The 23,805-nt window shown below is 61.6% G+C and carries 19 protein-coding genes, 1 tRNA gene and 1 pseudogene; 13 read left to right on the top strand and 8 right to left on the bottom strand.

The features are described 5' to 3' along the window. Nucleotides 1–71 precede the first annotated feature (71 nt). A complete protein-coding gene (egtD, locus tag NP80_RS13170) occupies nucleotides 72–1,085 on the bottom strand; it encodes an L-histidine N(alpha)-methyltransferase (protein ID WP_035946385.1) in 1,014 nt (337 codons plus the stop codon). Continuing rightward, nucleotides 1,069–2,283: an ergothioneine biosynthesis protein EgtB gene (gene egtB, locus NP80_RS13165; protein ID WP_035946383.1), complete on the bottom strand. Its 1,215-nt coding sequence runs from the start codon at nucleotides 2,281–2,283 to the stop codon at nucleotides 1,069–1,071. Before egtB ends, egtD begins: the two co-directional genes overlap by 17 nt. Nucleotides 2,284–2,912: 629 nt before the next feature. Between egtB and NP80_RS13160 the strand changes: the two genes are divergently transcribed. Next, nucleotides 2,913–3,386 carry a carboxymuconolactone decarboxylase family protein gene (locus tag NP80_RS13160; RefSeq protein ID WP_006407272.1) on the top strand — a complete coding sequence of 158 codons (474 nt, stop codon included), beginning with the start codon at nucleotides 2,913–2,915 and terminating at the stop codon, nucleotides 3,384–3,386. Then, nucleotides 3,386–4,255, top strand: a complete 870-nt coding sequence (locus NP80_RS13155) for a sigma-70 family RNA polymerase sigma factor (protein WP_006409651.1) — start codon at nucleotides 3,386–3,388, stop codon at nucleotides 4,253–4,255. Before NP80_RS13160 ends, NP80_RS13155 begins: the two co-directional genes overlap by 1 nt. Before the next feature lie 147 nt (nucleotides 4,256–4,402). Here the strand turns inward: NP80_RS13155 and NP80_RS13150 are convergent. Beyond that, nucleotides 4,403–4,479: transfer RNA gene (locus NP80_RS13150), tRNA-Val, on the bottom strand. A 482-nt stretch (nucleotides 4,480–4,961) separates the two neighbouring features. On the opposite strand from NP80_RS13150, the gene NP80_RS13145 reads away from it, so the two are divergent. The 5 genes and pseudogenes from NP80_RS13145 to NP80_RS13125 all read left to right on the top strand — a co-directional run. Next, complete coding sequence (locus NP80_RS13145) at nucleotides 4,962–5,144, top strand: hypothetical protein (RefSeq protein ID WP_006407270.1); 183 nt, start codon at nucleotides 4,962–4,964, stop codon at nucleotides 5,142–5,144. Between the two features lie 2 nt (nucleotides 5,145–5,146). Beyond that, entirely contained in the window at nucleotides 5,147–6,727 is a 1,581-nt protein-coding gene (locus tag NP80_RS13140) for a hypothetical protein (protein ID WP_006409649.1), read from the top strand. Next, the gene (locus NP80_RS13135; RefSeq protein ID WP_006409653.1) at nucleotides 6,724–7,794 is read left to right on the top strand and encodes an Imm72 family immunity protein; all 1,071 of its coding nucleotides are present in this window, start codon (nucleotides 6,724–6,726) and stop codon (nucleotides 7,792–7,794) included. The genes NP80_RS13140 and NP80_RS13135 overlap by 4 nt, the downstream gene beginning before the upstream one ends. Before the next feature lie 162 nt (nucleotides 7,795–7,956). Further along, on the top strand, nucleotides 7,957–8,832 hold the full coding sequence (locus NP80_RS13130; protein WP_006409646.1) for an Imm72 family immunity protein: 876 nt from the start codon (nucleotides 7,957–7,959) through the stop codon (nucleotides 8,830–8,832). Further along, a pseudogene (locus NP80_RS13125) lies at nucleotides 8,829–9,716 on the top strand (Imm72 family immunity protein); the annotation flags it as partial. The gene NP80_RS13130 and the pseudogene NP80_RS13125, both read left to right, overlap by 4 nt. Nucleotides 9,717–10,188: 472 nt before the next feature. On the opposite strand, the gene NP80_RS13120 reads toward NP80_RS13125, so the two are convergent. Both NP80_RS13120 and NP80_RS13115 read right to left on the bottom strand, forming a co-directional pair. Then, nucleotides 10,189–10,950, bottom strand: a complete 762-nt coding sequence (locus NP80_RS13120) for an anti-sigma factor family protein (protein ID WP_006407264.1) — start codon at nucleotides 10,948–10,950, stop codon at nucleotides 10,189–10,191. Continuing rightward, on the bottom strand, nucleotides 10,947–11,465 hold the full coding sequence (locus NP80_RS13115) for a sigma-70 family RNA polymerase sigma factor (RefSeq protein ID WP_006407263.1): 519 nt from the start codon (nucleotides 11,463–11,465) through the stop codon (nucleotides 10,947–10,949). The genes NP80_RS13120 and NP80_RS13115 overlap by 4 nt, the downstream gene beginning before the upstream one ends. Nucleotides 11,466–11,620: 155 nt before the next feature. On the opposite strand from NP80_RS13115, the gene NP80_RS13110 reads away from it, so the two are divergent. The 5 genes from NP80_RS13110 to NP80_RS29565 all read left to right on the top strand — a co-directional run bounded on the left by NP80_RS13110 (nucleotide 11,621) and on the right by NP80_RS29565 (nucleotide 17,268). Then, nucleotides 11,621–12,712 carry a catalase family peroxidase gene (locus NP80_RS13110; protein ID WP_006407261.1) on the top strand — a complete coding sequence of 364 codons (1,092 nt, stop codon included), beginning with the start codon at nucleotides 11,621–11,623 and terminating at the stop codon, nucleotides 12,710–12,712. Next, nucleotides 12,709–13,242, top strand: a complete 534-nt coding sequence (locus NP80_RS13105; protein WP_006401747.1) for a cytochrome b — start codon at nucleotides 12,709–12,711, stop codon at nucleotides 13,240–13,242. The genes NP80_RS13110 and NP80_RS13105 overlap by 4 nt, the downstream gene beginning before the upstream one ends. 723 nt (nucleotides 13,243–13,965) lie before the next feature. Beyond that, nucleotides 13,966–14,985, top strand: a complete 1,020-nt coding sequence (locus NP80_RS13100) for a restriction endonuclease (RefSeq protein ID WP_006407260.1) — start codon at nucleotides 13,966–13,968, stop codon at nucleotides 14,983–14,985. Between the two features lie 253 nt (nucleotides 14,986–15,238). Beyond that, nucleotides 15,239–16,273 carry a DUF262 domain-containing protein gene (locus NP80_RS29570; RefSeq protein WP_080559129.1) on the top strand — a complete coding sequence of 345 codons (1,035 nt, stop codon included), beginning with the start codon at nucleotides 15,239–15,241 and terminating at the stop codon, nucleotides 16,271–16,273. Continuing rightward, nucleotides 16,270–17,268, top strand: a complete 999-nt coding sequence (locus NP80_RS29565; RefSeq protein WP_157160120.1) for a hypothetical protein — start codon at nucleotides 16,270–16,272, stop codon at nucleotides 17,266–17,268. The genes NP80_RS29570 and NP80_RS29565 overlap by 4 nt, the downstream gene beginning before the upstream one ends. A 453-nt stretch (nucleotides 17,269–17,721) precedes the next feature. On the opposite strand, the gene gyrB is transcribed toward NP80_RS29565, so the two are convergent. From gyrB to dnaA, 3 genes are all read right to left on the bottom strand, one after another. Further along, nucleotides 17,722–20,196, bottom strand: coding sequence for a DNA topoisomerase (ATP-hydrolyzing) subunit B (gene gyrB / locus NP80_RS13090; protein WP_006401749.1), 2,475 nt, complete (start codon nucleotides 20,194–20,196; stop codon nucleotides 17,722–17,724). 191 nt (nucleotides 20,197–20,387) lie between these two features. After that, nucleotides 20,388–21,494 (bottom strand): DNA polymerase III subunit beta, encoded by a 1,107-nt coding sequence (dnaN, locus tag NP80_RS13085; protein WP_006401750.1) that lies wholly within the window; start codon nucleotides 21,492–21,494, stop codon nucleotides 20,388–20,390. A gap of 168 nt (nucleotides 21,495–21,662) precedes the next feature. Continuing rightward, entirely contained in the window at nucleotides 21,663–23,237 is a 1,575-nt protein-coding gene (gene dnaA / locus NP80_RS13080) for a chromosomal replication initiator protein DnaA (protein WP_006407258.1), read from the bottom strand. A gap of 418 nt (nucleotides 23,238–23,655) precedes the next feature. On the opposite strand from dnaA, the gene rpmH reads away from it, so the two are divergent. After that, entirely contained in the window at nucleotides 23,656–23,790 is a 135-nt protein-coding gene (gene rpmH / locus NP80_RS13075; protein ID WP_004198824.1) for a 50S ribosomal protein L34, read from the top strand. The last annotated feature ends 15 nt before the right edge of the window (nucleotides 23,791–23,805 follow it).

Genomic DNA, 23,805 nt, shown 5'->3' with positions numbered 1-23,805 from the left:
CGTCGCGCGTGGCGCACGCGCATCGGCATGCGGAATGCAACGCCGGGGCCGGCCCGGCGATGGGCTCGAATTCACGCGCGAATATCGTCGACGCTGCGCAGCCAGTGCACGCTGAACAGCCGGTCCGCGTCGGTCCACACCGTATCGGGCACGAACCCGGCGCGTCGCGCGATCGTGCGAAAGCCGTCGATCGTGAACTTGTACGAGTTCTCGGTGTGGATGCGTTCGCCCGCATCGAAATGAAACACGTGGCCGCGTACCTGCACCGATTGCGCGACGTCGCTGACGAGATGCATCTCGATGCGCTGGCGCTGCGGATCGTAGAACGCGCAGTGCGAGAACGCATCGAGATCGAAGTCCGCGCCGAGCTCGGCGTTCGCGCGCGCGAGCAGGTTCAGGTTGAAGCGTGCGGTTACGCCCTGCGCGTCGTTGTACGCATCGTGCAGCACGCGCTCGTCCTTCACGAGGTCCGCGCCGACCAGCAGGCCGCCGCCGCGCAGCAGTTGCGCCGCATCGCGCAGGAATGCGTCGGCTTCTTCCGGCGAGAAGTTGCCGATCGTCGAGCCCGGAAAAAAACCGATGCGCCGCCGCGGCGCCGCGGTGAGTTCCGCGAGCTGTTCGGCCTTCGTGTAGTCGGCCGCGATCGGCGCGACGTCGAGCCACGGATACTCGGCGCGCAGCCGCGCGGCCGCGCCGTGCAGATAGTCGGCCGAGATGTCGATCGGCACGTAGCGCAGCGGCGCGTTGGCGCCGTGCGCGGCGAACGCGTCGAGCAGGATGCGGATCTTCTCGAGCGAGCCCGCGCCGAATTCGACGATGTCCGCATGCGGGCCGACGCGCTGTACGATCTCCGCGGCACGCGCGCGCAGGATTCCGAGTTCGGTGCGCGTCGGGTAATACTCCGGCAGTTCGCAGATGCGATCGAACAGCGCGGAGCCCGTCGCATCGTAGAAGTATTTCGGCGGGATGCTGCGCGGCGTGCGCGACAGTCCGTCGATCAGGTCGCGCTCGAACGCGCTCGGCCGCACTTCGCGGGCGGGTAGCTGGCCACCGGTCGTGGCCGTCAGGTCAGACGTCTCGCGCAAGTCGAACTCCCGTGAATTGCCAGCGCGCAGCCGGCGGAAAGAAATTGCGGTACGTCGGCCGTTCATGGCCCGGCGGCGTCGCGATGCTGCTGCCGCGCAGGACCTGCTGGCCGACCATGAACTTGCCGTTGTATTCGGCCGCGACACCGGCAAGCGGCCGGAAGCCCGGATACGGCTCGTACGACGAACGTGTCCACTGCCATACGTGGCCGAGCATCTGCCGGATGCCGTCCGCGCCGAACGCCGCTTCGCATTCGAATTCCGTCGGCAGCCGCGCGCCCGCCCATTCCGCGTACGCGGCCGCCTCGTAGAAGCTCACGTGACAGACCGGTGCGTCCGGCGCAAGCGATTCGACGCCGTGCAGCCCGAAGGTGCGCCATCCGTGCGCGGCTTCGTCGTCGGCGATCCAGTACGCGGGCGCTTGCCGTCCTTCTCGCTGCACCGTCGCCCAGCCGTCCGACAGCCAGTATTCCGGGCGCGCATAGCCGCCGTCGGCGACGAACGCCGCGAATTCGGCGTTCGTGACGAGCCGATTCGCGATCTCGTACGGCCGCACGAGCGCCGTATGACGCGGCCGCTCGTTGTCGAACGAGAACGTATCGCCGCCGTGACCGATTTCGACGAGCCCGCCCGGCCGATGCAGCCAGCGCAGCGGGCCTGCGTCTCCCGCGGCAAGCGCCTGCGCGTCGGCATCGCCGCGCGGGCGGTAGGCCGGCTTCAGCGGATTGCACGAGAACGCGTGCAGCATGTCGGTGACGATCAGTTCCTGGTGCTGCTGCTCGTGATGCAGGCCGAGTTCGATCTCGGGCGCGATCGTATCGAGCAGCGACGGATCCGCACCGGCGAGCGCGTTCAGCATCGCTTCGTCGACGTACTGCCGGTACGCGTGCACTTCGTCGAGCGACGGGCGCGTGAGCAGCCCGCGCTGCGGACGCGGATGACGCGGGCCGAGCGCTTCGTAGTAGGAATTGAAGAGGAACTGGAAGGCGTCGTTGAACGGCGTGTAGCCGTGCACGCGACGCATCAGCACGACCGTTTCGAAGAACCAGGTCGTATGCGCGAGATGCCACTTCGTCGGGCTCGCGTCGGGCATCGACTGCACGGCCTGGTCTTCGGCGGACAGCGTCGCCGTCAACGCGACGCTATGGGCGCGCACGTCCTGATAACGGCGCTGAAGCTGGGATGCAAGGAGGCTCATCGGTTTACCGTCCACGTCGCAATTCGCTGCGTTGCGTTGCCGGAAAAAGGAAAGCCTCGCGCTCGGTTGCGCGCGGCTGACGTGCGACCTTCGGTGCTGCGTCCATCGGGCAGCCGGCGCGCGCGCCGGGCCGCAGAAGCGGCGTCAGTCCATCTGCCCGTGCAGAACAGTATGGTCCAGAAATGTGAAGGTCGCGAATCGGATTGCGCGGAAAGCGGAAACGAAAGAAATTTGAAAGCATGCGTCGGTGTGCGTGCGGCAATGAGCGGTGAAGCGCTATCGCTTATGCGGCGGCCCGCGCGGACGGCCGCAAGGCGCATGCCCGCCCGGCGGCCTGCTGACGCCTTCTGACACTCACGCGGCGATTGTCTTCGCGCTGGCGTGACATGCGGCGCGGTTTCGCGAATGCCGTCGCACGCCGCGACAGCGTTCCCCCGGGCCGATGGACGGGTGGCTTCCGTCATTCGGATCCGCTCGATGCACGTTCGAACCGCCGCACGCATCGCTTTCCGTTTCCCCTCCCCGGCCTCTCGATCGTCACGTGAATTGAAAAATTTTTCGTCGGGATGTCACACGGGCCGGGTGCTCGCTCGTCATGTCATCGGAACCCACACGAAAGGAGAAGGACCATGACCGCGAAACTCAATCCGTTTGCCGTTGCGCCTGCACTGATGAAGGACTGGATGGCCGTATCGGTCGCCGCGGCCGGAAGCCTCGAGCCGACGCTGATCGAGCTCGTGAAGATCCGCGCATCGCAGATCAACGCGTGCGCGAACTGTCTTAACATGCACACCGTCGAAGCGCGCGCGCAAGGCGAGACGGAGCAGCGGATCAACCTGCTCGCCGCCTGGCGCGAGGCGCCCTGCTACACCGACCGCGAACGCGCGGCGCTCGGCTGGACCGATGCGCTGACGCGACTGTCCGAAGGCCACGCGCACGACGCCGCGTATGCCGACCTGAATGCGCACTTTACGCAGGAGGAACAGGTGAAGCTCACGCTGATGATCAACGTGATCAACGGCTGGAACCGGCTGGCCGTAGGCTTCGGGCTATGGGTCGACCCGGCCGAGGCGAAGGCCGCCGCCGCGAAGATGGTGGCCTGATGACGAACGTCGATCCCGCGGACACGATGGGCGACGCGGCCGCGAGCTTCGATCCGCTGCGCCGGATGCTGATTCGCGTCGCGTACCGGATGCTCGGGTCCGTCGCCGATGCGGAGGACGTCGTGCAGGACGCGTTCATACGCTGGATGGACGTCGACCGCACCGCGATCCGCGTGCCCGAGGCGTTCCTGCGGCGGATGGTGATGCGGCTGTGTCTCGATCATCTGAAGTCGGCGCGGTATCGGCGCGAAACGTACGTCGGGCCGTGGCTGCCCGAGCCCGTCGTCGACGAAGACGAACAGGAAGACGTGACGTTGCCGCTGATGCTTGCGCTCGAACGGCTTTCGCCACTGGAGCGTGCGGCGTTTCTGCTGCACGACGTGTTCGGGCTGGAGTTCGACGAAGTCGCCGCGACGATCCAGCGCGAGCCCGCTGCGTGTCGGCAGCTCGCCGCGCGTGCACGCACGCATGTGCGTGAAGCGCGGCCGCGGTTTCGCGTCGACAGGCAGCGCGGAATCGAGCTCGCGGAAGCCTTCTTCGCGGCGTCGCGCAGCGGCGACATGCGCATGCTCGGCGCGATGCTCGCCGAAGACGTGAGCCTGCATTCGGACGGCGGCGGCAAGCGCACGGCCGCAGCCAAACCGGTGTTCGGGTTCGAGCGCGTGATGAAGGTGCACGCGCATTTGGCCGAGCTGTTCGCGACGCAGGCGTCGATGCTCGTGCGGGCAGGCTTCATCAACGGCCTGCCCGGTTTCGTCACGCGCGAAGCCGACGGCGAGCTGCAGACGACGGCGCTCGAGATCGAGGACGGCAAGATCGTCGCGATCTACGTCGTGCGCAATCCGGACAAGCTGAAGCATCTGCATTGATGCGCGACGGCGCGATGCCGAAGCGCAAACGCAATATGCAATGCGGAAAAGAAAAACGCCACGCGAACCTGCCGCGTGGCGTTTGATCATTTGGCGAGCCGGATTGCATGAAGCAATGCGTGCTGCCGGACCCCTTCGATTATTCGTTGGTAGGCTCGATTGGATTCGAACCAACGACCCCCACCATGTCAAGGTGGTGCTCTAACCAACTGAGCTACGAGCCTAAGAAGCCGCGAATTATAGAGAGGGTTTGGGAGGAGCACAAGCCCTTTCATGAAAATTTTTTGACGCGCGTGGTGAGGACGGGCGGGGTGCGATGCGGGAGCGCCGGCGATGGTGCGGTCTGTCTACGGACGTGCGGGCACAGCGCAACGAGTCGGTGTCGTCACGTTATCCACATTGGGCTCTGGATAACCATTCGGCAAGCCTCTGGATTCACAGTGGAGCGATTGAGGATAGGTTCGCGAAGCTGTGAATCGCCGGAAAGTTGTTCTGTGCTGCACAGAGCTGTGCACGCGCATCGCGTGCGGTTATGCATTGCGCTTCGTGTTGACAATTCAGTGCGTTACGGAGGTTATCCACTGTGATGCGGAGGGCTTGTTAACTATCACTACGTATGTATACGAACTCTGTTAACACCTTTGGATAAGCACAGTCCGGCGACTGTGATTCGAGCAGGCTGCCCGACGGCAGCACGCGCGAAGGGGTGCTCGATTCGCATGGGCGGATGCGTCTGGAGGACGTGCCTGCGGGAGCGATCAAGGTTGAACTCGGGCCGGATGCGCGCGCGTATGCGCGCAAGGATACGACCGCGAATCCCGACTACAAGGGAGAGCGTCTTTCCGATGCCGACATCGATTCAATCATCAACAGGCACGGGGGAGCGTAAGCGTGAGCTGGACGATTGAGGATTTCAGGGCAACGTCGCTGGAAGTCGGGCAATGGTGCTGGGGAACGCTCGAAGGCGCATTCAATGAAAAGCAGACGATCAGCCAGATCATCGTCGATGCCGTGATCGGCATGATTCCGCTCGTGGGCGATGCGACTGCGGTTCGGGACCTGTTGGCCGTCAGCATCGGTATGAGCCAGGATCCGGTCAAGCGGAACGATACGACGCAACGCGTGTTGCTGGTCGTCCTGATCTTTGCGCTGATCCCGGTGGTGGGCGGTGTCATCAAAGGCGTCGGGCGTTTGCTGCTGAAAGTCACCGGAGATGTCGCGAAAGATGCCGAGTTGCTGAAGGCGGTCGTGCAATTCCTGAACCGGATGGGGCATGGCGACGCACCGAAGTGGCTCAAGGCCCTGGATCTCGCCAAGTATCAGGCCCAGGTCGTTACCAGGCTGAAGGATTTTTGCGCGACGGTCCGCGTGGCCATTCAGCGTTCGCTCGCGGCGCGCGTCGGACGAATGTTGCCGGACAAATGGCGGGCGGCCCTCGAGCGTGTCAGCAGCGGCTTCCACGCGATCCAGGACATGGCCGACCAGATCGTGCCGGAGGCGATCAAGGAGCTGAACGCGAAGCTCAAGGTGCTGCAGAACATGGTGTATCGCGGTGAGGTGCACGAAATCGCGACGGGTGGGGCGCCGAAACTGGAGCGTGAGGTCGAAGCGTATCTGCAGGAGCGCAGGCTGGCTCGTGATATTCGTCGGGGTCGTTTTCCGTCGGCGCAATGCCTCGCTGACGACGGTGAGGTCGAAGCGTGGCTCAAGGCAAAGTACGGCCCCAAGATTGCCGAAGGATGGCCGGACATTCTCAAGAGAAAGGGAGCGATGCCGATGTTCGAAGAAGCCGAAGTCTTTCTCGACGTCGCGTCGTTCAGTGGCACCATCAAGGCGTTGACCGCAAAGGAATTGGCCGGCAAGAAGGTGTATCGCGTATTCGGTAACCCGTCTGAACTCGCGACTTACAAAGGCGGTAGCACGGCAGGTGGCAGGAATCCCGCGTTCTGGGGTGTCGGGGAACCGCCGAAGACCGCGGAGGAGTGGCGCAGGCTCTCCGCGGTGCTGGATACCTGGAACGGTAATGGATTCATCGTCATCATGCAGTTGCCGCACGATTTCGGCGAGCGGATGCCGACGGCCAATGCCTGGGGCGGAAAGATTGCCGAGCAGTACGGCACCGCGACGCCGATGCAGTATCTCGAGGGCGGCGGTGACCAATTGGTAGTCGACTTCGGCAAACTGTCGGAATACGTGACCGAAGAAGGGAACAAAATCAAGCAGCAGTTCCTAAACGTTACCGGTCACGCCGAGCTGCACGTTCAACGAGAGTTCGACGGCGTCAAGATCGAGTTCCACAAGACGAACTGGGAAAATGTCGAGAAGGTCTACGGCTACAGTAAATATGAGGGCGACATTAAGTACTCGACGAAGACGCGCCGGCTGGCTAGCGACGAAATCCAGACCAAGACGACCAACAGCACAGTAACGGCAACGACGCGATCAGCAGTGAATTACGAAGGCCAGCGATGACGAATACGATCAAGCAATACGACATGTCGGACGACGCCACGCGCCGCAAGGTTTTCTGGCTGCTTCAACGCCTGACCAGCTTTTCGCTGTGGAAGCGCAAGCGTGATGCATTTGCGTTGTTCGCGAACGAATACGAGCACGCGGTGAAGACCTGGCCCGAAGATGATCCGGAGTCGATGCCGGCAGACAATTTGCCCACGATCTTCGAGATTCTCGCTGCTTACGACAAGGGGTTACGCGAACTGGGCCGAGGGTACCGATTCGTCTGGCAGCGTGGTGAGCCGCTGCAACACGTGATCGACCGCTATCAGCATCTGAACGCGTATTTCTTCCCTCATCCCGATTACTGGGATCGCGGTGCGCAGGCAGCTCCTTACCCGCCGAAGGTCGATGCACTGGCCCGACTGTTGCATGCGTCGGAATATCAGATGGAGTACGCGCCTTTGGAACCGGGACATACCGATCTTGCGAAAGTGCGATCCGTAGGATTGCTGCTGTCTCCGACGGCATACAAGCACAGCTTCTATACGCTCCCGTATCCAGTGTTCCCACAGGATTTGCGCGAGGTTCCGGAACCGGAAGGTCCGGTCATCAAGTCGGGCGACAAGGTGCCTTGCGATGGAATATGGGAACCCGTTGCCGTCGAGCAATCGAAGTTGCTGGGCGTCGTGCCGGTCGGCAATCGAAGTTTGCGCAATAACGGCTGTTTCAATTACTTCATCCGCGATATTCGAGCGCCGAATCTTATGAACAACCAGACCGGTGGGCTTGTTCAGGTGCACTGGCGACTACTGTGGGAAGACAAGCGATACGCCGACGGTATCATCCCGGACGAATCGCAGTATTTCCTCGAGCCGCCGTCGATGCCAGCACCAGACCGTCATTCCGTCGCGAAAGTCCGAACGGGGGACATTTGTCCGGTCTCCGGCGAGTGGCACACGGACGAATATGGCGGCAAGACCGTGCGCGTCGAAGCCGGCGCTGCGATGCCCGACATGCTGGTCAGGGACAATCTTGGCGAGCTCAAGGTGCACTGGGTGACGTGGCATCTGGTGACGCGTTCGTAATACCGACATGCGCTATTGACGTCGACGCGTTGAACGTGATGTTGGCGCCTACGTATTGGCGTTTGTCGGAGAAATACACGCGGTACGGGGGCGGCATTGTTCCAAACGAATCACAGTACTTGGGGGTCATCCGAATCGGGGCTCGTCGCTCCCGTTCCCACGATGATGAACACGATCAAGCTATACGACATGGCGGACGACGCGACGCGGCGCAGCGTTTTCTGGCTGCTTCAACGCCTGACCAGCTTCTCGCTCTGGAAACGCAAGCGTGATGCGTTTGCGACGTTCGCGAACGAATACGAGAAGGCGGTGAAGGCATGGGCGGAAGATGATCCGGAAGCCGTACCGCCGCAGAATTTGCCGATCATTTTCGAGATCCTTGCCGCTTACGATCGAGGTTTGTCCGAGTTGGCCCGAGGGTGCCGGTTCGTTTGGCGGCGCGGTCAGCCGTTGCAGTACGCAATCGATCGGTATAACCATTTGAACGCATATTTCTTTCCGCACTCCGATTACTGGGATCGCGGTGCGCAGGTTGCCCCATACCCGCCGAAGGTCGATGCGCTGGCCCAATTACTCCATGCATCGGAGTACCAAGTAGAGTACGCGCCGCTCGAACCGGAACCTTTGGATAACTGTCTCGCACAACTGAGTTCGATAGGGTTGCTGCTATCCCCCGAGACATACAAGCACGGCTTCTACACGCTTCCGTATCCGGTATTTCCGGACGACCTGCCGGAGATTCCAGAAGCTGTCGGTCCAGTGATCAAATCCGGCGACAAGGTGCCTTGCGACGGCATCTGGGAACCCGTTGCTATCGAGCAATCGAAATTGCTGGGCGTCGTGCCGGTCGGCAATCGCAGTTTGCGCAACAACGGCTGCTTCAATTATTTCGTTCGGGACATTCATGCGCCGAACGTCAGAGATGACGCTACGGGCGCGATCGTCAAGACACACTGGCGACTGTTGTGGGAAGACAAGCGATATGCCGACGGCATCATCCCTGACGAATCGCAGTACTTCCTGCCCTTTGTCCGATGACGAACACAATCAAGCTATACGACATGACAGACGACATGACGAGGCGCAGAGTCTTCTGGCTGGTTCAGCGTCTGACCAGTTTTTCGCTCTGGAAGCGCAAGCGTGACGCGTTTGCGTTTTTCGCGAACGAGTACGAGAACGCGGTAAAGACATGGCCGGAAGATGATCCGGAAGCCCTACCGCCGCACAATTTGTCGATCATTTCCGAGATCCTTGCCGCTTATGATCGAGGGTTGTCCGAGTTAGCCCGCGGGAACCGATTCGTCTGGCAGCGCGGCGAGCCGTTGCAATACGCAATCGATCGGTATAACCATTTGAACGCGTATTTCTTCCCGCATCCCGATTACTGGGACCGCGGTGCGCAGACGTTCCCCTACCCGCCGAAGGTCGATGTGCTGGCCCAACTTCTGCATGCATCGGAAGCCCAACTGGAATACGCGCCGTTCGGGCCCGGACATAGAGACTTCGCGCAACTGCGATCGGTCGGGCTGTTGCTGACACCGAACGCATACGATCACGGCTTCTACACGCTTCCGTATCCGGTATTTCCCGATGACTTGCCGGCGGTTCCACAGGCTATCGGCCCGGTAATCAAGTCCGGCAACAAGGTGCCTTGTGACGGCATCTGGGAACCCGTAGTCATCGAGCGAGAGAAGTTGCTCGGCATCGTGCCCATCGGCCATCGCCGTTTGCGCAACAACGGCTGCTTCAACTACTTCATTCGCGACATCCGCGCGCCGAAGCTGAGGGATAACGACCTCGGACTACCCGTCAAGACACACTAGCGGCTGTTGTGGGAAGACAAGCGATATACGGACGGCGTCATTCCCGACGAATCGGAGTATTTCCTTGAGGGACCACAGCCGAATCGCGATATCGTCGCGTAGGTCCGGACCAACGGTTTGATGATTCGCGCTGCCACGGACCGGCGTGTCATGAAAAGGCAAAGCCTTGTAGCGTTACGGCTCGTCCATGTGGACAACCGGGCCGCACATCAGTCGCAACGCTGTGAACCAAACAGGCGAGCGCGTTGTGGATATGCTCTTCCCAAGCCACTCGAAGCACTGTGGGCGTCGAAATTGAGAAGATTCGATGAGCTTGAATGCGCCCACCATCGTGACGGATGTGGATATCCCGATCCGAAAAGACATCAAACCCTGTGGATCCGAACAAGAAAATCCGGCTCACGTGGTACGCATCGCACGGAGATTCCACGGTGTGGACAACGACCACAAAAGCAAACCCAAACGCTGTGCATCCGAATCGACGATATGAGCGCTTTCAAGCCACCGAAAGACTACACCCCACGAGCCTGACAACGGCATCCACCCGCAGCCGCACCCCGAGCCGCCTGGCTCAAGTCTGCTGATCCAGCGCCCGCACGACGGCCTTCTCCTCGAGACTATCCGCCGGCCCGACCACCGCGAAGTTGAGCCCGTTCACCGATCCATACCGCGCCAGTAGCGCACCGTCCACGCGTTGTCCGGCCGGCAGCAGCCGGCGCGACGATTCCGCGGGCCGGACATAGAAGCTCAGCGTTCGCCCCGCATCGTCCTCATAGAGCACCATCGCGGACGTGGCGCCAACGTCCGTCGTGAACAACCGCCCGCCGACCGGCCTGAACCCCGCGGCGCTCAGATCCGGCAGCTTCGCCGACGTGCCGACGCGCGTGGTGAGCCACCGTTGCAGATCGCTTGCACCCGTCGGCCGGTAATCGACCTTTGCCGTCCGATTGACCACCAGCATCCGGTAAGCGTTGAGCGCATCGCTCATCGGTGCGACAGCCGGCTGCGCGTTCCACCCGCGCGCCTGCCATCCGCCGAACGTGCCGAGCCCGACGCAGAACACGAACGAGGCCGCCATCGCGAATCGCATCCGCGCGCGTTCCGCGCGTCGTGCGCGAATCGCGGCCGGATCGAGCGCCGGGTTCTCGCCCGGCATCCGCACGCTTTCGAGCGCGGCGCGCAGACGCTGCGCATCCTGCTGCCATTGCTTCACCTGTTCCGCACTCTCCGGGTGCAGCGCGAGATAGCGCTCGACCGCGGCGCGTGCGTCGTCGTCGAGCTGGCCGTCGACATAGGCCTGGAGATCGTGTTCGTCGGGACGGATCGGATTCATTTCATCAACCGCAGTGAAGGGGCCGGCAGTTCGCCGTCGCTAAGCAAACGCAGCGCCTGACGCGCGCGCGACAGCCGCGACATCACCGTGCCGATCGGCACGTCGAGCAGATCGGCGACTTCCTGATACGTAAAGCCCTCGACCGCGACGAGCAGCAGCAGGCTGCGCTGCTCGTCGGACAGCCGGCCGAACGCCTCGAGCGTCGCACGCGCGGCGACTTCGCGCTCGGCGGACGGCCAATGCGGCTCTTCGTCGTCGCGCATGCGGCCGAGCAGCCACGCGTAGCGTTTCGCGCTGCGTTTGCCGTCGAGAAACTGCCGGTAGAGGATCGTGAACAGCCAGCTGCGCAGCGACGCGTCGTCGCGACGGCTCGTCCAGCGCGACAGCGCGCGCTCGAGCGTCGACTGCACGAGATCGTCGGCCGCATGCACATCGCGCGCGAGCCACAGCGCGAAGCGGCGCAGCCGAGGGATGAGTTCGCGTAACGCGTCGTCGTCGAGGGCGTTTGAGGGCATGGCCGGACCGTTGCCGGAAACGTGGAGATGCCGCGTAGGACGCCGGTCGACGTCCGTTATTCCATCAGCATACGAAAAATTTCTTCATGGAATAAAGGCGGGCGGCCGGCGTCCTACGCGCGTTCGACAATGATCTGACGATCGGGAGTGCATTCATGGAACGATCTTCCTCTTCTTCGCCGCCGCCGCGCGAGCCCGGCCGCGGATGGTGGCGCTGGGCCGCGATCGGCGGCGCCGTCGCGGGCGCTGCGCTGGCGTTCGGCTATGTCGGCGGCTGGCTTGCGCCGGCGCGCCTGACCCCGCACCGGCTCGTCGACGCGCTGCAGACCGCCGGCGGCCTGCATCCCGGCTTCCGGCGCAATCACGCAAAGGGCGTCTGCGTGACCGGCTACTTCGAAGGCAACGGCACGGCGAGCCAGTATTCCGTCGCGCCGTTCTTCAAGCCCGTGCGCACGCCCGTGGTCGGGCGCTTCGCGTTGCCGGGCGGGAATCCGTATGCACCCGACAGCAGCGTGCCAATCCGCAGCCTCGCGTTGAAGCTGACGGCGCCCGATGGCGAGCAATGGCGCACCGGGATGAACGCGATGCCCGTGTTTCCGATCGCGACGCCGCAGGCGTTCTACGCGCAATTGCTCGCGACGCGACCCGACCCGGCGACCGGCAAGCCCGATCCGGGGAAGGTAAAGGCGTTTTTTGCCGCGCATCCGGAGACGGCCGCGTTCCGCGAATGGGTGAAGGGTGCGAAGCCGAGCGCGAGTTACGTCACCGAGAGTTATTACGGGCTGAACGCATTCTACTTCGTCGACGCGGCCGGGCAGCGGCACGCGGTGCGGTGGCGCGTCGTGCCGGAGCAGACGGCCGGCGCCGGCGACGTCGCTACCGCCGCGGATCCGAACGTGCTGGAGCAGGATCTGACGCGGCGCATCGCGGACGGTGCGCAGAAGTGGAAGCTGCTCGTCACGCTCGCCGAGCCTGGCGATCCGGTGGACGACGCGACGAAGGTCTGGCCTGCGCAGCGCACGACGATCGACGCGGGGACGCTCGTGCTCGATCACGTGGAGCCGCAGGACAGCGGGCCGTGCCGCGACGTCAATTACGACCCGACGGTGCTGCCGCGCGGGATTCAGGTGTCGGGCGATCCGTTGCTGGCGGCGCGGTCCGCGGCGTATGCGGATTCGTATCTGCGCAGGACAAGCGAAGAGGCCGGCGTGGCCGACGCGGCGCGGTTGAGTGCGGAGGGACGATGATGAAGGCTTCTACGACTTTCAGTTTGCCGGCGCGCGTGCTGCATTGGGTGATGGCCGCGATGGTGCTCACGATGCTGTTCGTCGGCGTGGGGATGGTGGCGTCGGTGTCCGAGCGGCACGATTTTCTGGTAGCGCTGCATAAGCCGCTGGGTGTGGCCGTGCTGGTGCTCGTTTGTGTGCGGATCGTGGTGCGGCTTTCGTCGAAGCCGCCGGCGTTGCCTGACGATCTGCCGTGGTGGCAGAAGGTGGCCGCGCATGGGTCGCATCTTGTGCTGTATGCGTTGATGGTCGCGATGCCGCTGATTGGATGGGCGATGCTGTCGGCGGGTGGGTATCCGGTGACGCTCGGTGGTGGCGTGCAGTTGCCCGCGATCGTTGCGGCGAATCCGGTGACGTTCGCGTGGCTCAGGGTCGCGCATCGCGTGCTGGCTTATCTGTTCTTTTTGACGTTCCTCGCGCATTTTGGCGCGGCGCTTTATCACGGGTTGATTCGGAGGGATGGGGTGCTGCGGGCGATGGTGGGGAGGTGAGGGCGGGGCGTTGTCGTGCTCACGTCTGTAACGGTTGATGACGGAAGTGATTTGCGTTGAGCCAGCCGTGGATGAAGCAAGGGCCGCGTGAAGCGGCCTGCGCTTTTTCGGTGTGGTGCTGTTGTAACTCTAGCTAAGCTGGCATCTTGAAATTGCGAAAAAGGAGGACGCGGCTAGAAGGCAAATTGTGGATGGGATCGCAGTTCAGGAGCTTTGGAGACGAGCAATCACGTCACTGGAACGCAAGCGAAGCTTGAAGCTTGCGATGGAACTGGACATGTAATTTCATCACGGCGTTATCTTCTTTTTCTTCGGAAAAGGGCCGACGTCGAAGCCTCGGACGAGTATGCGCATTTGGAAATAAGTCGCGCAGCCGTGTTCGGCGGACGCCCGGTCGCCAGTTCCGTCGCTATAATCCATTGCCGCAGCAACGCTGCCTCCCCAGACCGATTGCAGTCACCGAATGCGAAACTGCGACTACTCTCCCTTCGCGGAGTCGTGATTCGTGTACTGATGTTTGCGGAGCGGCCGGAGCGTCGTCTCTCCTAACACGATGACCGTTGATCATGGACAAAGGGCGTGAAGGCGTTCAAATCATTCTCGATCAAAGTGAGTGTTTGCCTCGTAGCCGGCCGGTATATCTCGGATCGATAACGCTGAGCGCTTATTGGCCGCACCGGCTGCCGCATTCGCGACTGCTGAACACTGAGGACTCGAAGAAATATGGCGATTTGGCTGGTCCGTGCCGGCTCGCACGGCGAATATGAACAGAAGTTCATCCAGGAGAGCCGGATTTATGTGACCTGGGATGACTTGGACGTGGATCTCGCGCAGCTCGAGCAGCGTAACGAGTTGACGGCGGAAATGACACAGCGCTACCCTGAGGCGAAGCGCGAGACCGTGTTGAATTGGGTGAGTCAGGTTTGGCCGTTTGCGCATGAAATGCAAAAGGGTGACCTGGTAGTGTTGCCGCTGAAGACCCAAGCGGCAGTCTATATTGGTGAGATCACCGGCGACTACCATGCCGAGAAGGCCGGGCCGAATCCCTTCTTCCATTGGCGACCCGTTAAGTGGATCGGGGAGGCGATTCCGCGAACACACTTTGGCAAAGACCTGCTGTTCTCTTTCGGTGCGTTCCTGACGATCTGCCGCATTCAGCGTAACAACGCAGAGCAGCGGATTGCCGCTATGCGAGCCAACGGGTGGAAGGCAGAAACCCTCGCAGCGCCCGCCAAGGCTGCCACGGCAACGACGACGGACGTGGAGGCGGCGGACACTGACCTCGATGAACTCGCACGGGACCAGATCGCCGCGTTGGTGTCAGCACGCTTCAAGGGGCACGGCTTGACGCGATTGGTCGAAGGTATCTTGAAAGCGCAGGGCTACACCACCTACCGCAGCCCGGAGGGTGCAGACGGTGGTACCGACATTCTCGCGGGCTCAGGCCCTCTCGGTTTTTCGGCGCCGCGTTTGTGTGTGGAGGTAAAGTCCGAAGACTCGCCGATTGGCCGCGAGCCGGTAGACAAACTGCTGGGTGCCATGACGAAGTTCAATGCCGACCAAGGCCTGTTCGTGGCATGGGGCGGCTTCAAAGGCAACGTGCAAAAACAGCTCGCTTCACAGTTCTTTCGGCTGCGCCTCTGGACGCAGAAGGAACTGCTCGAACAACTGTTCGAGCAATACGAGCGGCTGGATGAGGATCTCAAAGCCGAGCTGCCGCTGAAATGTAAAAGGTTGGACTAGATCCAACGGTCAGCGTCAGATCGGCTGACTCAGTTCGGCCATGAAGAGCCGTTCACTGGTTCATGCATGAAGACGCCGGAACGACCAGTGCGCTCCCGGAAGCTCGCAGTGGTGGCAGCTTCACCGGCTTTCGGTTCCGGTAATATGTGCCATCGACATATTCCGGCAGTTCAGTTGGACCATCACGCATTACTGCCGTAGCTGGTATATTTGTGCGGTCCGACGTCACCTTACAACACCACTTTCTTAAAATATGATCCGCCGACAAAATTTTCAGAACCTAAGCTGGTTCTATGATCTCTACAAGAGATCTGCTCTTGACCTAGATCCGCCATACCAGCGACGGAGCGTTTGGAATGATGCGTTTAAAGCGTACTTCATTGACACCGTCCTGCTTAATTATCCCGCTCCTGCGATATTTCTCTACGAGGAAATAAGTGCAGAGGGAACATCCATGTATCACGTTGTTGATGGTAAGCAGCGGATTACTACCATCCTCGAGTTTGTGCAGGGAAAATTTGCTGTCGGCGAGAAATCTGAGTTAACCGCGCTTCGAGGGAAGTATTTCGAGGGACTTGACGAGAATGTGCGTCGGGCATTTTGGTCGTATCAATTGCTCGTTGAATATATTCCGACGAATGATGAGGGCGTAATTAATTCGATTTTCGATCGAATTAATAGAAATGTCGCAAAACTAACGGCCCAAGAACTTCGCCACGCAAGGCTGGACGGGGAATTTATTCAGCTATCGGAGCAGTTGTCGGAGTGGCAACAGTCAGTGCTGCCGGCCAACTTTCCTCGCTTCGCCGCTCAGTCCAGGAAGCAAATGAAGGATGTTGAGTTCACTGCCCTCCTTTTGTTGTTGCTCGAAGAAGGGCCGCGGGGCTACAGCCAAGATGACTTGGATAAGGCCTTTGCGGATCGTGACTCTGAATGGGAGGCGCGTGTCGAATGTGATGCGCGGTACCGTGCGGCGATTTCGTACATTGCAGGCGTGTTAGCAGCTGATGAAGATCTTGCTGTCACACGACTTCGAAATCAGGCGGATTTCTACGCCCTTTTTGGCGCTATAGATTCACTGCAACAGGATGGGCAACTCGGGTCAACTGAGCAATCTGCGGCCGCATTGCGCAGATTTGTGAACACAGTTGACCTTTTGGAGGCTCGCGAAGCCGATCTCGCGCTTGCTAACTATTTCGATGCAGCAAGATCTGCATCGAACGACAAAGGGCCGCGCGAGACACGTGTGCGGTACATGCGATCTATACTGGCGGTGAAACAAGCGTGATCATCCCTGCGCAGCTTGTCCAAAAGCACAACCTGTATAAGCCTTACCTTGAGAAGGTTGAGCAGCGTGCTCGCGAACGAATTTTTAATTTTTGCAACGCGCACGGTTACGCATTCGTAGGGCGCCTCAAGGATACTGAGTCGCTCTTCGAGAAGATCGAAACGGGTCGTTTTGACAGTTGGAGCAAACTTGACGACCTGTACGGATGCTCCATAGTAATTCCGTTCCTCGATGAAGAGGAACAGGTGATTCAATGGCTCAAGGACCAATTTGATGTTGTTGAAATAAAATTGCGAGGAACAACTCTTAAAGATCCCGCAGTTTTTCGGTTCGATGCGACCCGCGTTGTTGCCAAACTGCGGAGCAGTGATTTCGCCGCACATAGCGAATTGACGAAGATTTCATTTGAAATTCAAGTTCGTACAGCGTTCGAACATGCATGGTCAGTAGCGACGCATTCATTAGCGTACAAAGGTGAGCGGGTCGATTGGAGTCGTTTGAGGCTGGCTGCACAGCTAAAAGCGTCGGTCGAGCAGTTAGATATGCTAGTTTTGGGCTTCGATGGCGCAGCGAATGCTATTCACAAGCAGAAATGGCCGGACGTGGCTATTCGAGCCAGAATAGAACAGGTATTTCGCTCTCGATTTGATGAAGGAACTCTTCCCCTAGAAATACGCCCATTAAGCTGGATGCGATTCTGTGAGAATGTCCAACGCCTTATCATTTCGACCAGTAAGGATGCGGTAAAGGGAGCGGTAGCTGAACGGTTCGTTGAGAAACGTTTGGAAACCATCGAGGCGGCCTTGGATCAAGTTGGAGCGGCATACCCCAAGAGCATTTCGCTCCTTCAGTTCTGCATTGGAGCCCTAGCGAACGCAGAATTGATAACAGGACCATTAAAGGGATACATTCCATACATCACGGAAGAGCTTCGCAGTCTTTTTCCAAAGACGACAATTGCAGGGATAGGCTTCAGCCTCGAGGATACAAACTGACCGATGCTATCTGCTTGTCTCAGCTCGGACGGTTGAGGCTGTTATGGTGGGAATGACAGGTGCGGGCAACTTATGGCCGCCCTGCGAGCACCGATACCTGAGCATTCGCAATGGCCGCCGAGTTGGCCGTAGCAACAGTGGGCCGTGCGGTCGTTCTACCTTGTAACGTGCCGCCGAGTCTGCGCCGCGTCGATTGTCAGCTCAGGGTCGATCACCGCCATTGGCGGCGAGCGGTCGTATTGGCCGAGACCTAACCTGACGTTGACTGACCGGGGAGGTCTCGGCCTATACAGCTGAAACGCGTCTGGATGGTGGCCTCCCAAGAAGACGGCTTTTGAAGCAACCGTCTCCCGAACGCTGAGCACAAAAAAGGGAACGCAATTGCGTTCCCTTTAAAAAGCTCTCGTCTTATACGTCGAAAGCGTATGGCGTTATGCGTTGCCCGACAACACATCAAACATCAATATTCCCCGCCCTCAACGCATTAGACTCGATAAACGCCCGCCGCGGCTCCACCTCATCGCCCATCAGCGTCGTAAAGATCCCGTCCGCCGCAATGGCATCCTCGATCTGCACACGCAGCAACCGTCGCACATTCGGATCCATCGTCGTTTCCCACAGCTGCTCCGGGTTCATCTCGCCCAACCCCTTATACCGCTGTTTCGAAACATTCCGCTCCGCATCCGCGAGCAGCCACTTCATCGCGTTCTTGAAGTCCGTCACGGCCATGCTGCGCTCGCCGCGCTTGATCACCGCGCCGGCCTGAATCAGCCCTTCGAACGTCTTGGCCGTATTCACAAGCTGCTGATAATCCGCCGTGTGCTGGAACTCCTCGTCGATCACGGAAACGCGCACGTTGCCGTGATGCGCACGCTCGACGCGCAGCGACCGCAGTTCGCGCACCGGATCGTAAGCCGGCACCACACGCACTTCGTTCTTCAGCGTGTCGTCATGCAGAGCCGCGTGCAGCGCCTTCGCCGACGCCTCCGTCGACGCCTCGCTCGACAGATCGATCGAAACGCCATCCATGATCGCCTCGAGCGCCGCCGGGTCGTACAGGCGGCTCAGCCGCTCGATCACGCTCTGCGACATCAGATACGACCGCGCGAGCTCGCCGAGCGCATCGCCGGTGATCGGCGTCGCGTTCTCGCTCGGCAGCAGTTCCGAACCCTGCAGCGCGAGCCGCAGCATGTGCGCGTTCAGCTCCGCATCGTCCTTCAGATAGCGCTCGTCCTTGCCGGCCTTCACCTTGTACAGCGGCGGCTGCGCGATATACACATACCCGCGCTCGATCATCTCCGGCATCTGACGGTAGAAGAACGTGAGCAGCAGCGTGCGGATGTGCGCACCGTCGACGTCCGCGTCGGTCATGATGATGATCCGGTGATAGCGCAGCTTGTCGAGGTTGTAGTCGTCCTTGCCGATGCCGCAGCCGAGCGCGGTCACGAGCGTGACGATCTGCTCCGACGACAGCAGCTTGTCGTAGCGCGCCTTCTCGACGTTCAGCACCTTGCCGCGCAGCGGCAGGATCGCCTGGAACTTGCGGTCGCGGCCTTGCTTCGCCGAGCCGCCCGCCGAGTCGCCCTCGACGATGTAGATTTCCGACTTCGCCGGATCCTTCTCCTGGCAGTCCGCGAGCTTGCCCGGCAGCCCGACGCCGTCGAGCACGCCCTTGCGGCGCGTCATCTCGCGCGCCTTGCGCGCGGCATCGCGCGCGCGCGCAGCCTCGACGATCTTCCCGCAGATGATCTTCGCGTCGTTCGGCGTTTCGAGCAGGAACTCCTCGAGCGCCTTCGCGACGACTTCCTCGACCGGCGCACGCACTTCCGACGAAACGAGCTTGTCCTTCGTCTGCGAGCTGAACTTCGGCTCCGGCACCTTCACGGAGAGCACGCACGACAAGCCTTCGCGCATGTCGTCGCCGGTCGTCTCGACCTTCGCCTTCTTCGCGATTTCGTTATCGGCGATGTACTTGTTGATCACGCGCGTCATCGCGGCGCGCAGGCCGGTCAGGTGCGTGCCGCCGTCGCGCTGCGGAATGTTGTTCGTGAAGCACAGCACGTTCTCGTTGTAGCTGTCGTTCCACTGCATCGCGACTTCGACGCCCACGCCGTCCTTCTCGCCGATCACGTGGAAGATCGTCGGGTGCAGGTTGCTCTTCGTCTTGTTGATGTACTCGACGAAGCCCTTCACGCCGCCGGCGAACGCGAAATCGTCTTCCTTGCCCGAACGCAGGTCGGTCAGGCGGATCCGCACGCCGTTGTTCAGGAACGAGAGCTCGCGCATCCGCTTCGCGAGGATGTCGTAGTGGTACTCGACGGTGCCGAAGATCGTCGGATCGGCCATGAAGTGCACTTCGGTGCCGCGGTTCTCGGTATCGCCGATCACCTGCATCGGCGACACTTCCTCGCCGTCGACAACCTCGATCACGCGATCCTGCGCGACGCCGCGATGGAACTCCATGAAATGCTTCTTGCCGTTGCGGCGCACGGTGAGGCGCAGCCAGCTCGACAGCGCGTTCACGCACGACACGCCGACGCCGTGCAGCCCGCCCGACACCTTGTAGCTGTTCTGGTCGAACTTGCCGCCCGCGTGCAGCTCGGTCATCACGATCTCGGCGGCGCTGCGCTTCGGTTCGTGCTTGTCGTTCATCTTCACGTCGGTCGGAATCCCGCGGCCGTTGTCGACGACGGAAATCGAGTTGTCGGCGTGAATCGTCACGTGGATGTCGTTGCAGTACCCGGCCAACGCTTCGTCGATCGAGTTGTCGAGCACCTCGAAGACGAGGTGGTGCAGACCGGTGCCGTCCGACGTGTCGCCGATGTACATCCCGGGGCGCTTGCGCACCGCCTCCAGACCCTCGAGGATCTGGATCGACGAGGCGCCGTAGCTGCTGTTATCGGGCTGCGAATTGTGCTGTTCACTCATGGATATCTTCCGGTTCTGCGAGGCCACTCAAGCGGCGGCGCGGTGCGTTTCCGCGAGGAAACGCCGGGCCGCTCCAGTTTTCCTGGCCCCTCCAGGGCGCCGGCCCGGCGCGGAGAGGAGGGGTTGTCGAATCGCCATAAAAACGCCAAAGGGGCTTGCCGCCCCCTGGAATGTGTCGTGTGTCGCGCGCGTCAGATGCGCATCGGCATCACGACATACTTGAACTCGTCGTTCTCGGGCACGGTGATCAGTGCGCTCGAGCTCGCGTCGCCGAGGCTCACCTGCACGGTGTCGACCTTCAGGTTCGCGAGCACGTCGAGCAGATACGTGACGTTGAAGCCGATGTCGACGGTATCGCCCTGATACGCGATTTCCAGTTCTTCCTGCGCCTCTTCCTGATCGGCGTTGGTCGACATGATCTTCAGCTGACCGGGCGCGACGATGCAGCGCACGCCCTTGAACTTGTCCGAGGTCAGGATCGCCGCACGTTGCAGCGAACGCTGCAGTTCCTCGCGGCCGATCTGGAACGTGTTCTTGTGCGCCTTCGGAATCACGCGCTGGAAGTCGGGGAACTTGCCCTCGACGAGCTTCGACACCAACTCGACCTGGCCGAACGTGAACTTCGCCTGCGTCTGGGCGATGTCGATCGTGACGGTGTCGTCGATGTCTTCGAGCAGGCGCTGCAGCTCGAGAATGGTCTTGCGCGGAACGATCACTTCCTGGCGCCCGAACGTGCCGCCGTCGATCTTCATCGACGAGAACGCGAGACGGTGGCCGTCGGTGGCCACGGCCATCAGCTGATCGCCGTCGACGACGAGCAGCATGCCGTTCAGGTAGTAGCGGATGTCCTGCTGCGCCATCGCGAAGTGCACCATGCCGAGCAGCTGGCGGAACGACTTCTGCGGGACGGTCAGGCTCGCGCCGAAATCCTTCGCCTGCGCGACGGTCGGGAACTCGTCGGCCGCGAGCGTCTGCAGTGCGAAGCGGCTCTTGCCCGACTGAACGGTGAGGCGCTTGTCCGCGAGCGACAGCGTGACCTGGCCGTCGGGCATCGCGCGCAGGATGTCGAGCAGCTTGCGGGCCGCGACGGTGGTGGCCACCTGGTCGCTGCCGACGCCGAAATCGGCGCGCGTCGTGATCTGCAGCTCCAGGTCGGTCGACAGGAAAGAAACGTCCGGGCCGTTCTTCGTGATCAGCAGGTTGGCGAGGATCGGCAACGTGTGGCGGCGCTCGACGATGCCGCTGACCGTTTGCAGCGGCCTGAGGAGGGTGTCTCGTTCGGTCTTGACCAGTTGCATAGAGTTCCTTCGTTGAGATGACGGCCTGCAGCGCAGCAGCCTCGCAGCGCCCCGCGGCCGGACGTATTGCCCGCCGACGCCGGGGCGGTCAAACCTGTATTGTGCCTCAAAACCGAATCGCCCCTCCTAAATTGGGGCGGACTCATGATTCTCAAGTGCGCGGCGCGCTCAACCCTTCAGCGTCTGCTCCAGCACGTGCAGTTCGTGGTTCAGCTGCGCGTCCTTGCTGCGTTCGTCGGCGATCTTGCGCACCGCGTGCAGCACGGTCGTGTGATCGCGTCCGCCGAACAGCTCGCCGATCTCGGGCAGGCTCTTTTGCGTCAGTTCCTTCGCCAGATACATCGCGATCTGCCGCGGCCGCGCGATGTTCGCCGGACGCTTCTTCGAATACATGTCGGCGACCTTGATGTTGTAGAAGTCGGCGACGGTCTTCTGGATGTTCTCGACCGAAATCTGCCGGTTCTGCACGGTCAGCAGATCCTTCAGCGCTTCCTTGGTCAGCTCGATCGAGATCTCGCGGCCGTGGAACTTCGAATACGCGAGGATCTTGCGCAGCGCGCCCTCGAGCTCGCGCACGTTCGAGCGCAGATGCTTCGCGACGAAGAACGCGACGTCTTCCGACAGGTTCACGCCTTCGGACTGCGCCTTGCGCATCAGGATCGCGACGCGCATCTCGAGCTCGGGCGGCTCGATCGCGACGGTCAGCCCGGAATCGAAGCGCGAGATCAGGCGATCGTCGATCCCCGAAATCTCCTTCGGATACGTATCGCTGGTGATGATCACCTGCGCCTTGTTCGCGACGAGCGCCTCGAACGCGTAGAAGAATTCCTCCTGCGTGCGCGACTTGCCCGAGAAGAACTGGATGTCGTCGATCAGCAGCAGGTCGAGCGAGTGGTAGTAGCGCTTGAAATCGTCGAACGCCTTGCGCTGGTACGCCTTCACGACGTCCGACACGTATTGCTCCGCGTGGATGTAGCGGATCCGCGCGCCGGGCTTGTCGAGCAGCAGCTGGTTGCCGATCGCGTGGATCAGGTGCGTCTTGCCGAGGCCGACGCCGCCGTACAGGAACAGCGGGTTGTACGAGATGCCGGGGTTGTCCGCGACCTGGATCGCGGCCGCGCGCGCGAGCTGGTTCGCCTTGCCGGTCACGAAGTTGTCGAACGTGAGCACCGGGTTCAGCTTCGAGCGCTCGTACATCGAATCGGCCTCGCCGCCTGCCGCGGGCGCGGCGCCGGGGCCCGGACGCCAGGTGCGCCGGCCGGCCGCCGCCTCGTGGGCGGGCAGGCTCGGCAGGTCGATGTCGGCGTCGTCGTTGTTCAGATGATGCGCGGCGGCGGCCGACGGCGTCATCGGCACGTCGGCCGGCGCGGCAGGCGCGGCCGACTGGTTCGCCGTCAGGTTCGCCGCGATCGCGGCCACCGTCGCGGCCGGGCCGCTCGCGAGCGGCGCGCGCGGCGCAGCGGGCGCCGCGCCGGCCGCCGGGCTGCGCATGCCGGCCTTCGGATCGAGGACGAACTGGACTTCGATCGGCGCGTTCCAGAAATCGCGGGCCAGATCGGCGATCCGACCCGAAAACTGGCTCTTGACCCAGTCCAGCTTGAAGCGGTTCGGCGCAGCGATGGACAGCGTGTTCGCCGACGCATCGAAGGCCACCGGGGCCAAGGGTTTGATCCACGTCACGTACTGCTGGGGCGTCAATTCGCGCTCCAGCAGTGCGGAACAGTGTTGCCAGAAATCGTTCATCAAATGACTGTCGTTTTATGCGTGCACAGCGACTCGCCGGCGCCCTTGTCGCGGTCGCGCAACAAGGCCCGAAGCGGCGTGCGAGCGTGCTTCGGGCGCCTGCGTCACGGTCTGGGGCGAGGCAGGCGCGAGCCGAAGCGGCGTGCGGGATTCTTGGAGATAAGGCGAGATTCTAACGCCAAACGCGGTCACAGCGGGACTTATCCACAGGGTGCGATTGTGGGTCGCGGGGCCGGATCGGCGAGGGCCGGCACAGGCGCAAGCACCGTAAAGTATTGACCGTCAAGAGAAAAACGGTTTAAATAGCGGGTTCCGCGAAAACCAATCCTGTATTTCCGGCGATTGCGTTCGCCCGAAGGCGTCCGGTAAGGGCACGCGGTCCCCTGAATTTCGACATTCTCGAACAAGTGAGAGCATCATGAAACGTACTTACCAACCGTCCGTGACGCGCCGCAAGCGCACCCATGGCTTCCGTGTCCGCATGAAGACGGCAGGCGGCCGCAAGGTCATCAACGCTCGCCGCGCGAAGGGCCGCAAGCGCCTCGCCATTTAAGGCGGGTTGCGCGCT

Origin of the sequence: Burkholderia multivorans ATCC BAA-247, from assembly GCF_000959525.1 — a bacterium.
Lineage (GTDB): Bacteria > Pseudomonadota > Gammaproteobacteria > Burkholderiales > Burkholderiaceae > Burkholderia > Burkholderia multivorans.
The sequence above is the reverse complement of the archived record's forward strand: the minus strand, read 5'-3'. Positions and strand labels throughout refer to the sequence as shown.

Coding starts and splice junctions, on each gene's coding strand:
- egtB (WP_035946383.1), bottom strand. CDS start 2,283: ATGAGCCTCCTTGCATCCCAGCTTCAGCGCCGTTATCAGGACGTGCGC.
- NP80_RS13160 (WP_006407272.1), top strand. CDS start 2,913: ATGACCGCGAAACTCAATCCGTTTGCCGTTGCGCCTGCACTGATGAAG.
- NP80_RS13155 (WP_006409651.1), top strand. CDS start 3,386: ATGACGAACGTCGATCCCGCGGACACGATGGGCGACGCGGCCGCGAGC.
- NP80_RS13135 (WP_006409653.1), top strand. CDS start 6,724: ATGACGAATACGATCAAGCAATACGACATGTCGGACGACGCCACGCGC.
- NP80_RS13130 (WP_006409646.1), top strand. CDS start 7,957: ATGATGAACACGATCAAGCTATACGACATGGCGGACGACGCGACGCGG.
- NP80_RS13120 (WP_006407264.1), bottom strand. CDS start 10,950: ATGAATCCGATCCGTCCCGACGAACACGATCTCCAGGCCTATGTCGAC.
- NP80_RS13115 (WP_006407263.1), bottom strand. CDS start 11,465: ATGCCCTCAAACGCCCTCGACGACGACGCGTTACGCGAACTCATCCCT.
- NP80_RS13110 (WP_006407261.1), top strand. CDS start 11,621: ATGGAACGATCTTCCTCTTCTTCGCCGCCGCCGCGCGAGCCCGGCCGC.
- NP80_RS13105 (WP_006401747.1), top strand. CDS start 12,709: ATGATGAAGGCTTCTACGACTTTCAGTTTGCCGGCGCGCGTGCTGCAT.
- NP80_RS13100 (WP_006407260.1), top strand. CDS start 13,966: ATGGCGATTTGGCTGGTCCGTGCCGGCTCGCACGGCGAATATGAACAG.
- NP80_RS29570 (WP_080559129.1), top strand. CDS start 15,239: ATGATCCGCCGACAAAATTTTCAGAACCTAAGCTGGTTCTATGATCTC.
- gyrB (WP_006401749.1), bottom strand. CDS start 20,196: ATGAGTGAACAGCACAATTCGCAGCCCGATAACAGCAGCTACGGCGCC.
- dnaN (WP_006401750.1), bottom strand. CDS start 21,494: ATGCAACTGGTCAAGACCGAACGAGACACCCTCCTCAGGCCGCTGCAA.
- dnaA (WP_006407258.1), bottom strand. CDS start 23,237: ATGAACGATTTCTGGCAACACTGTTCCGCACTGCTGGAGCGCGAATTG.
- rpmH (WP_004198824.1), top strand. CDS start 23,656: ATGAAACGTACTTACCAACCGTCCGTGACGCGCCGCAAGCGCACCCAT.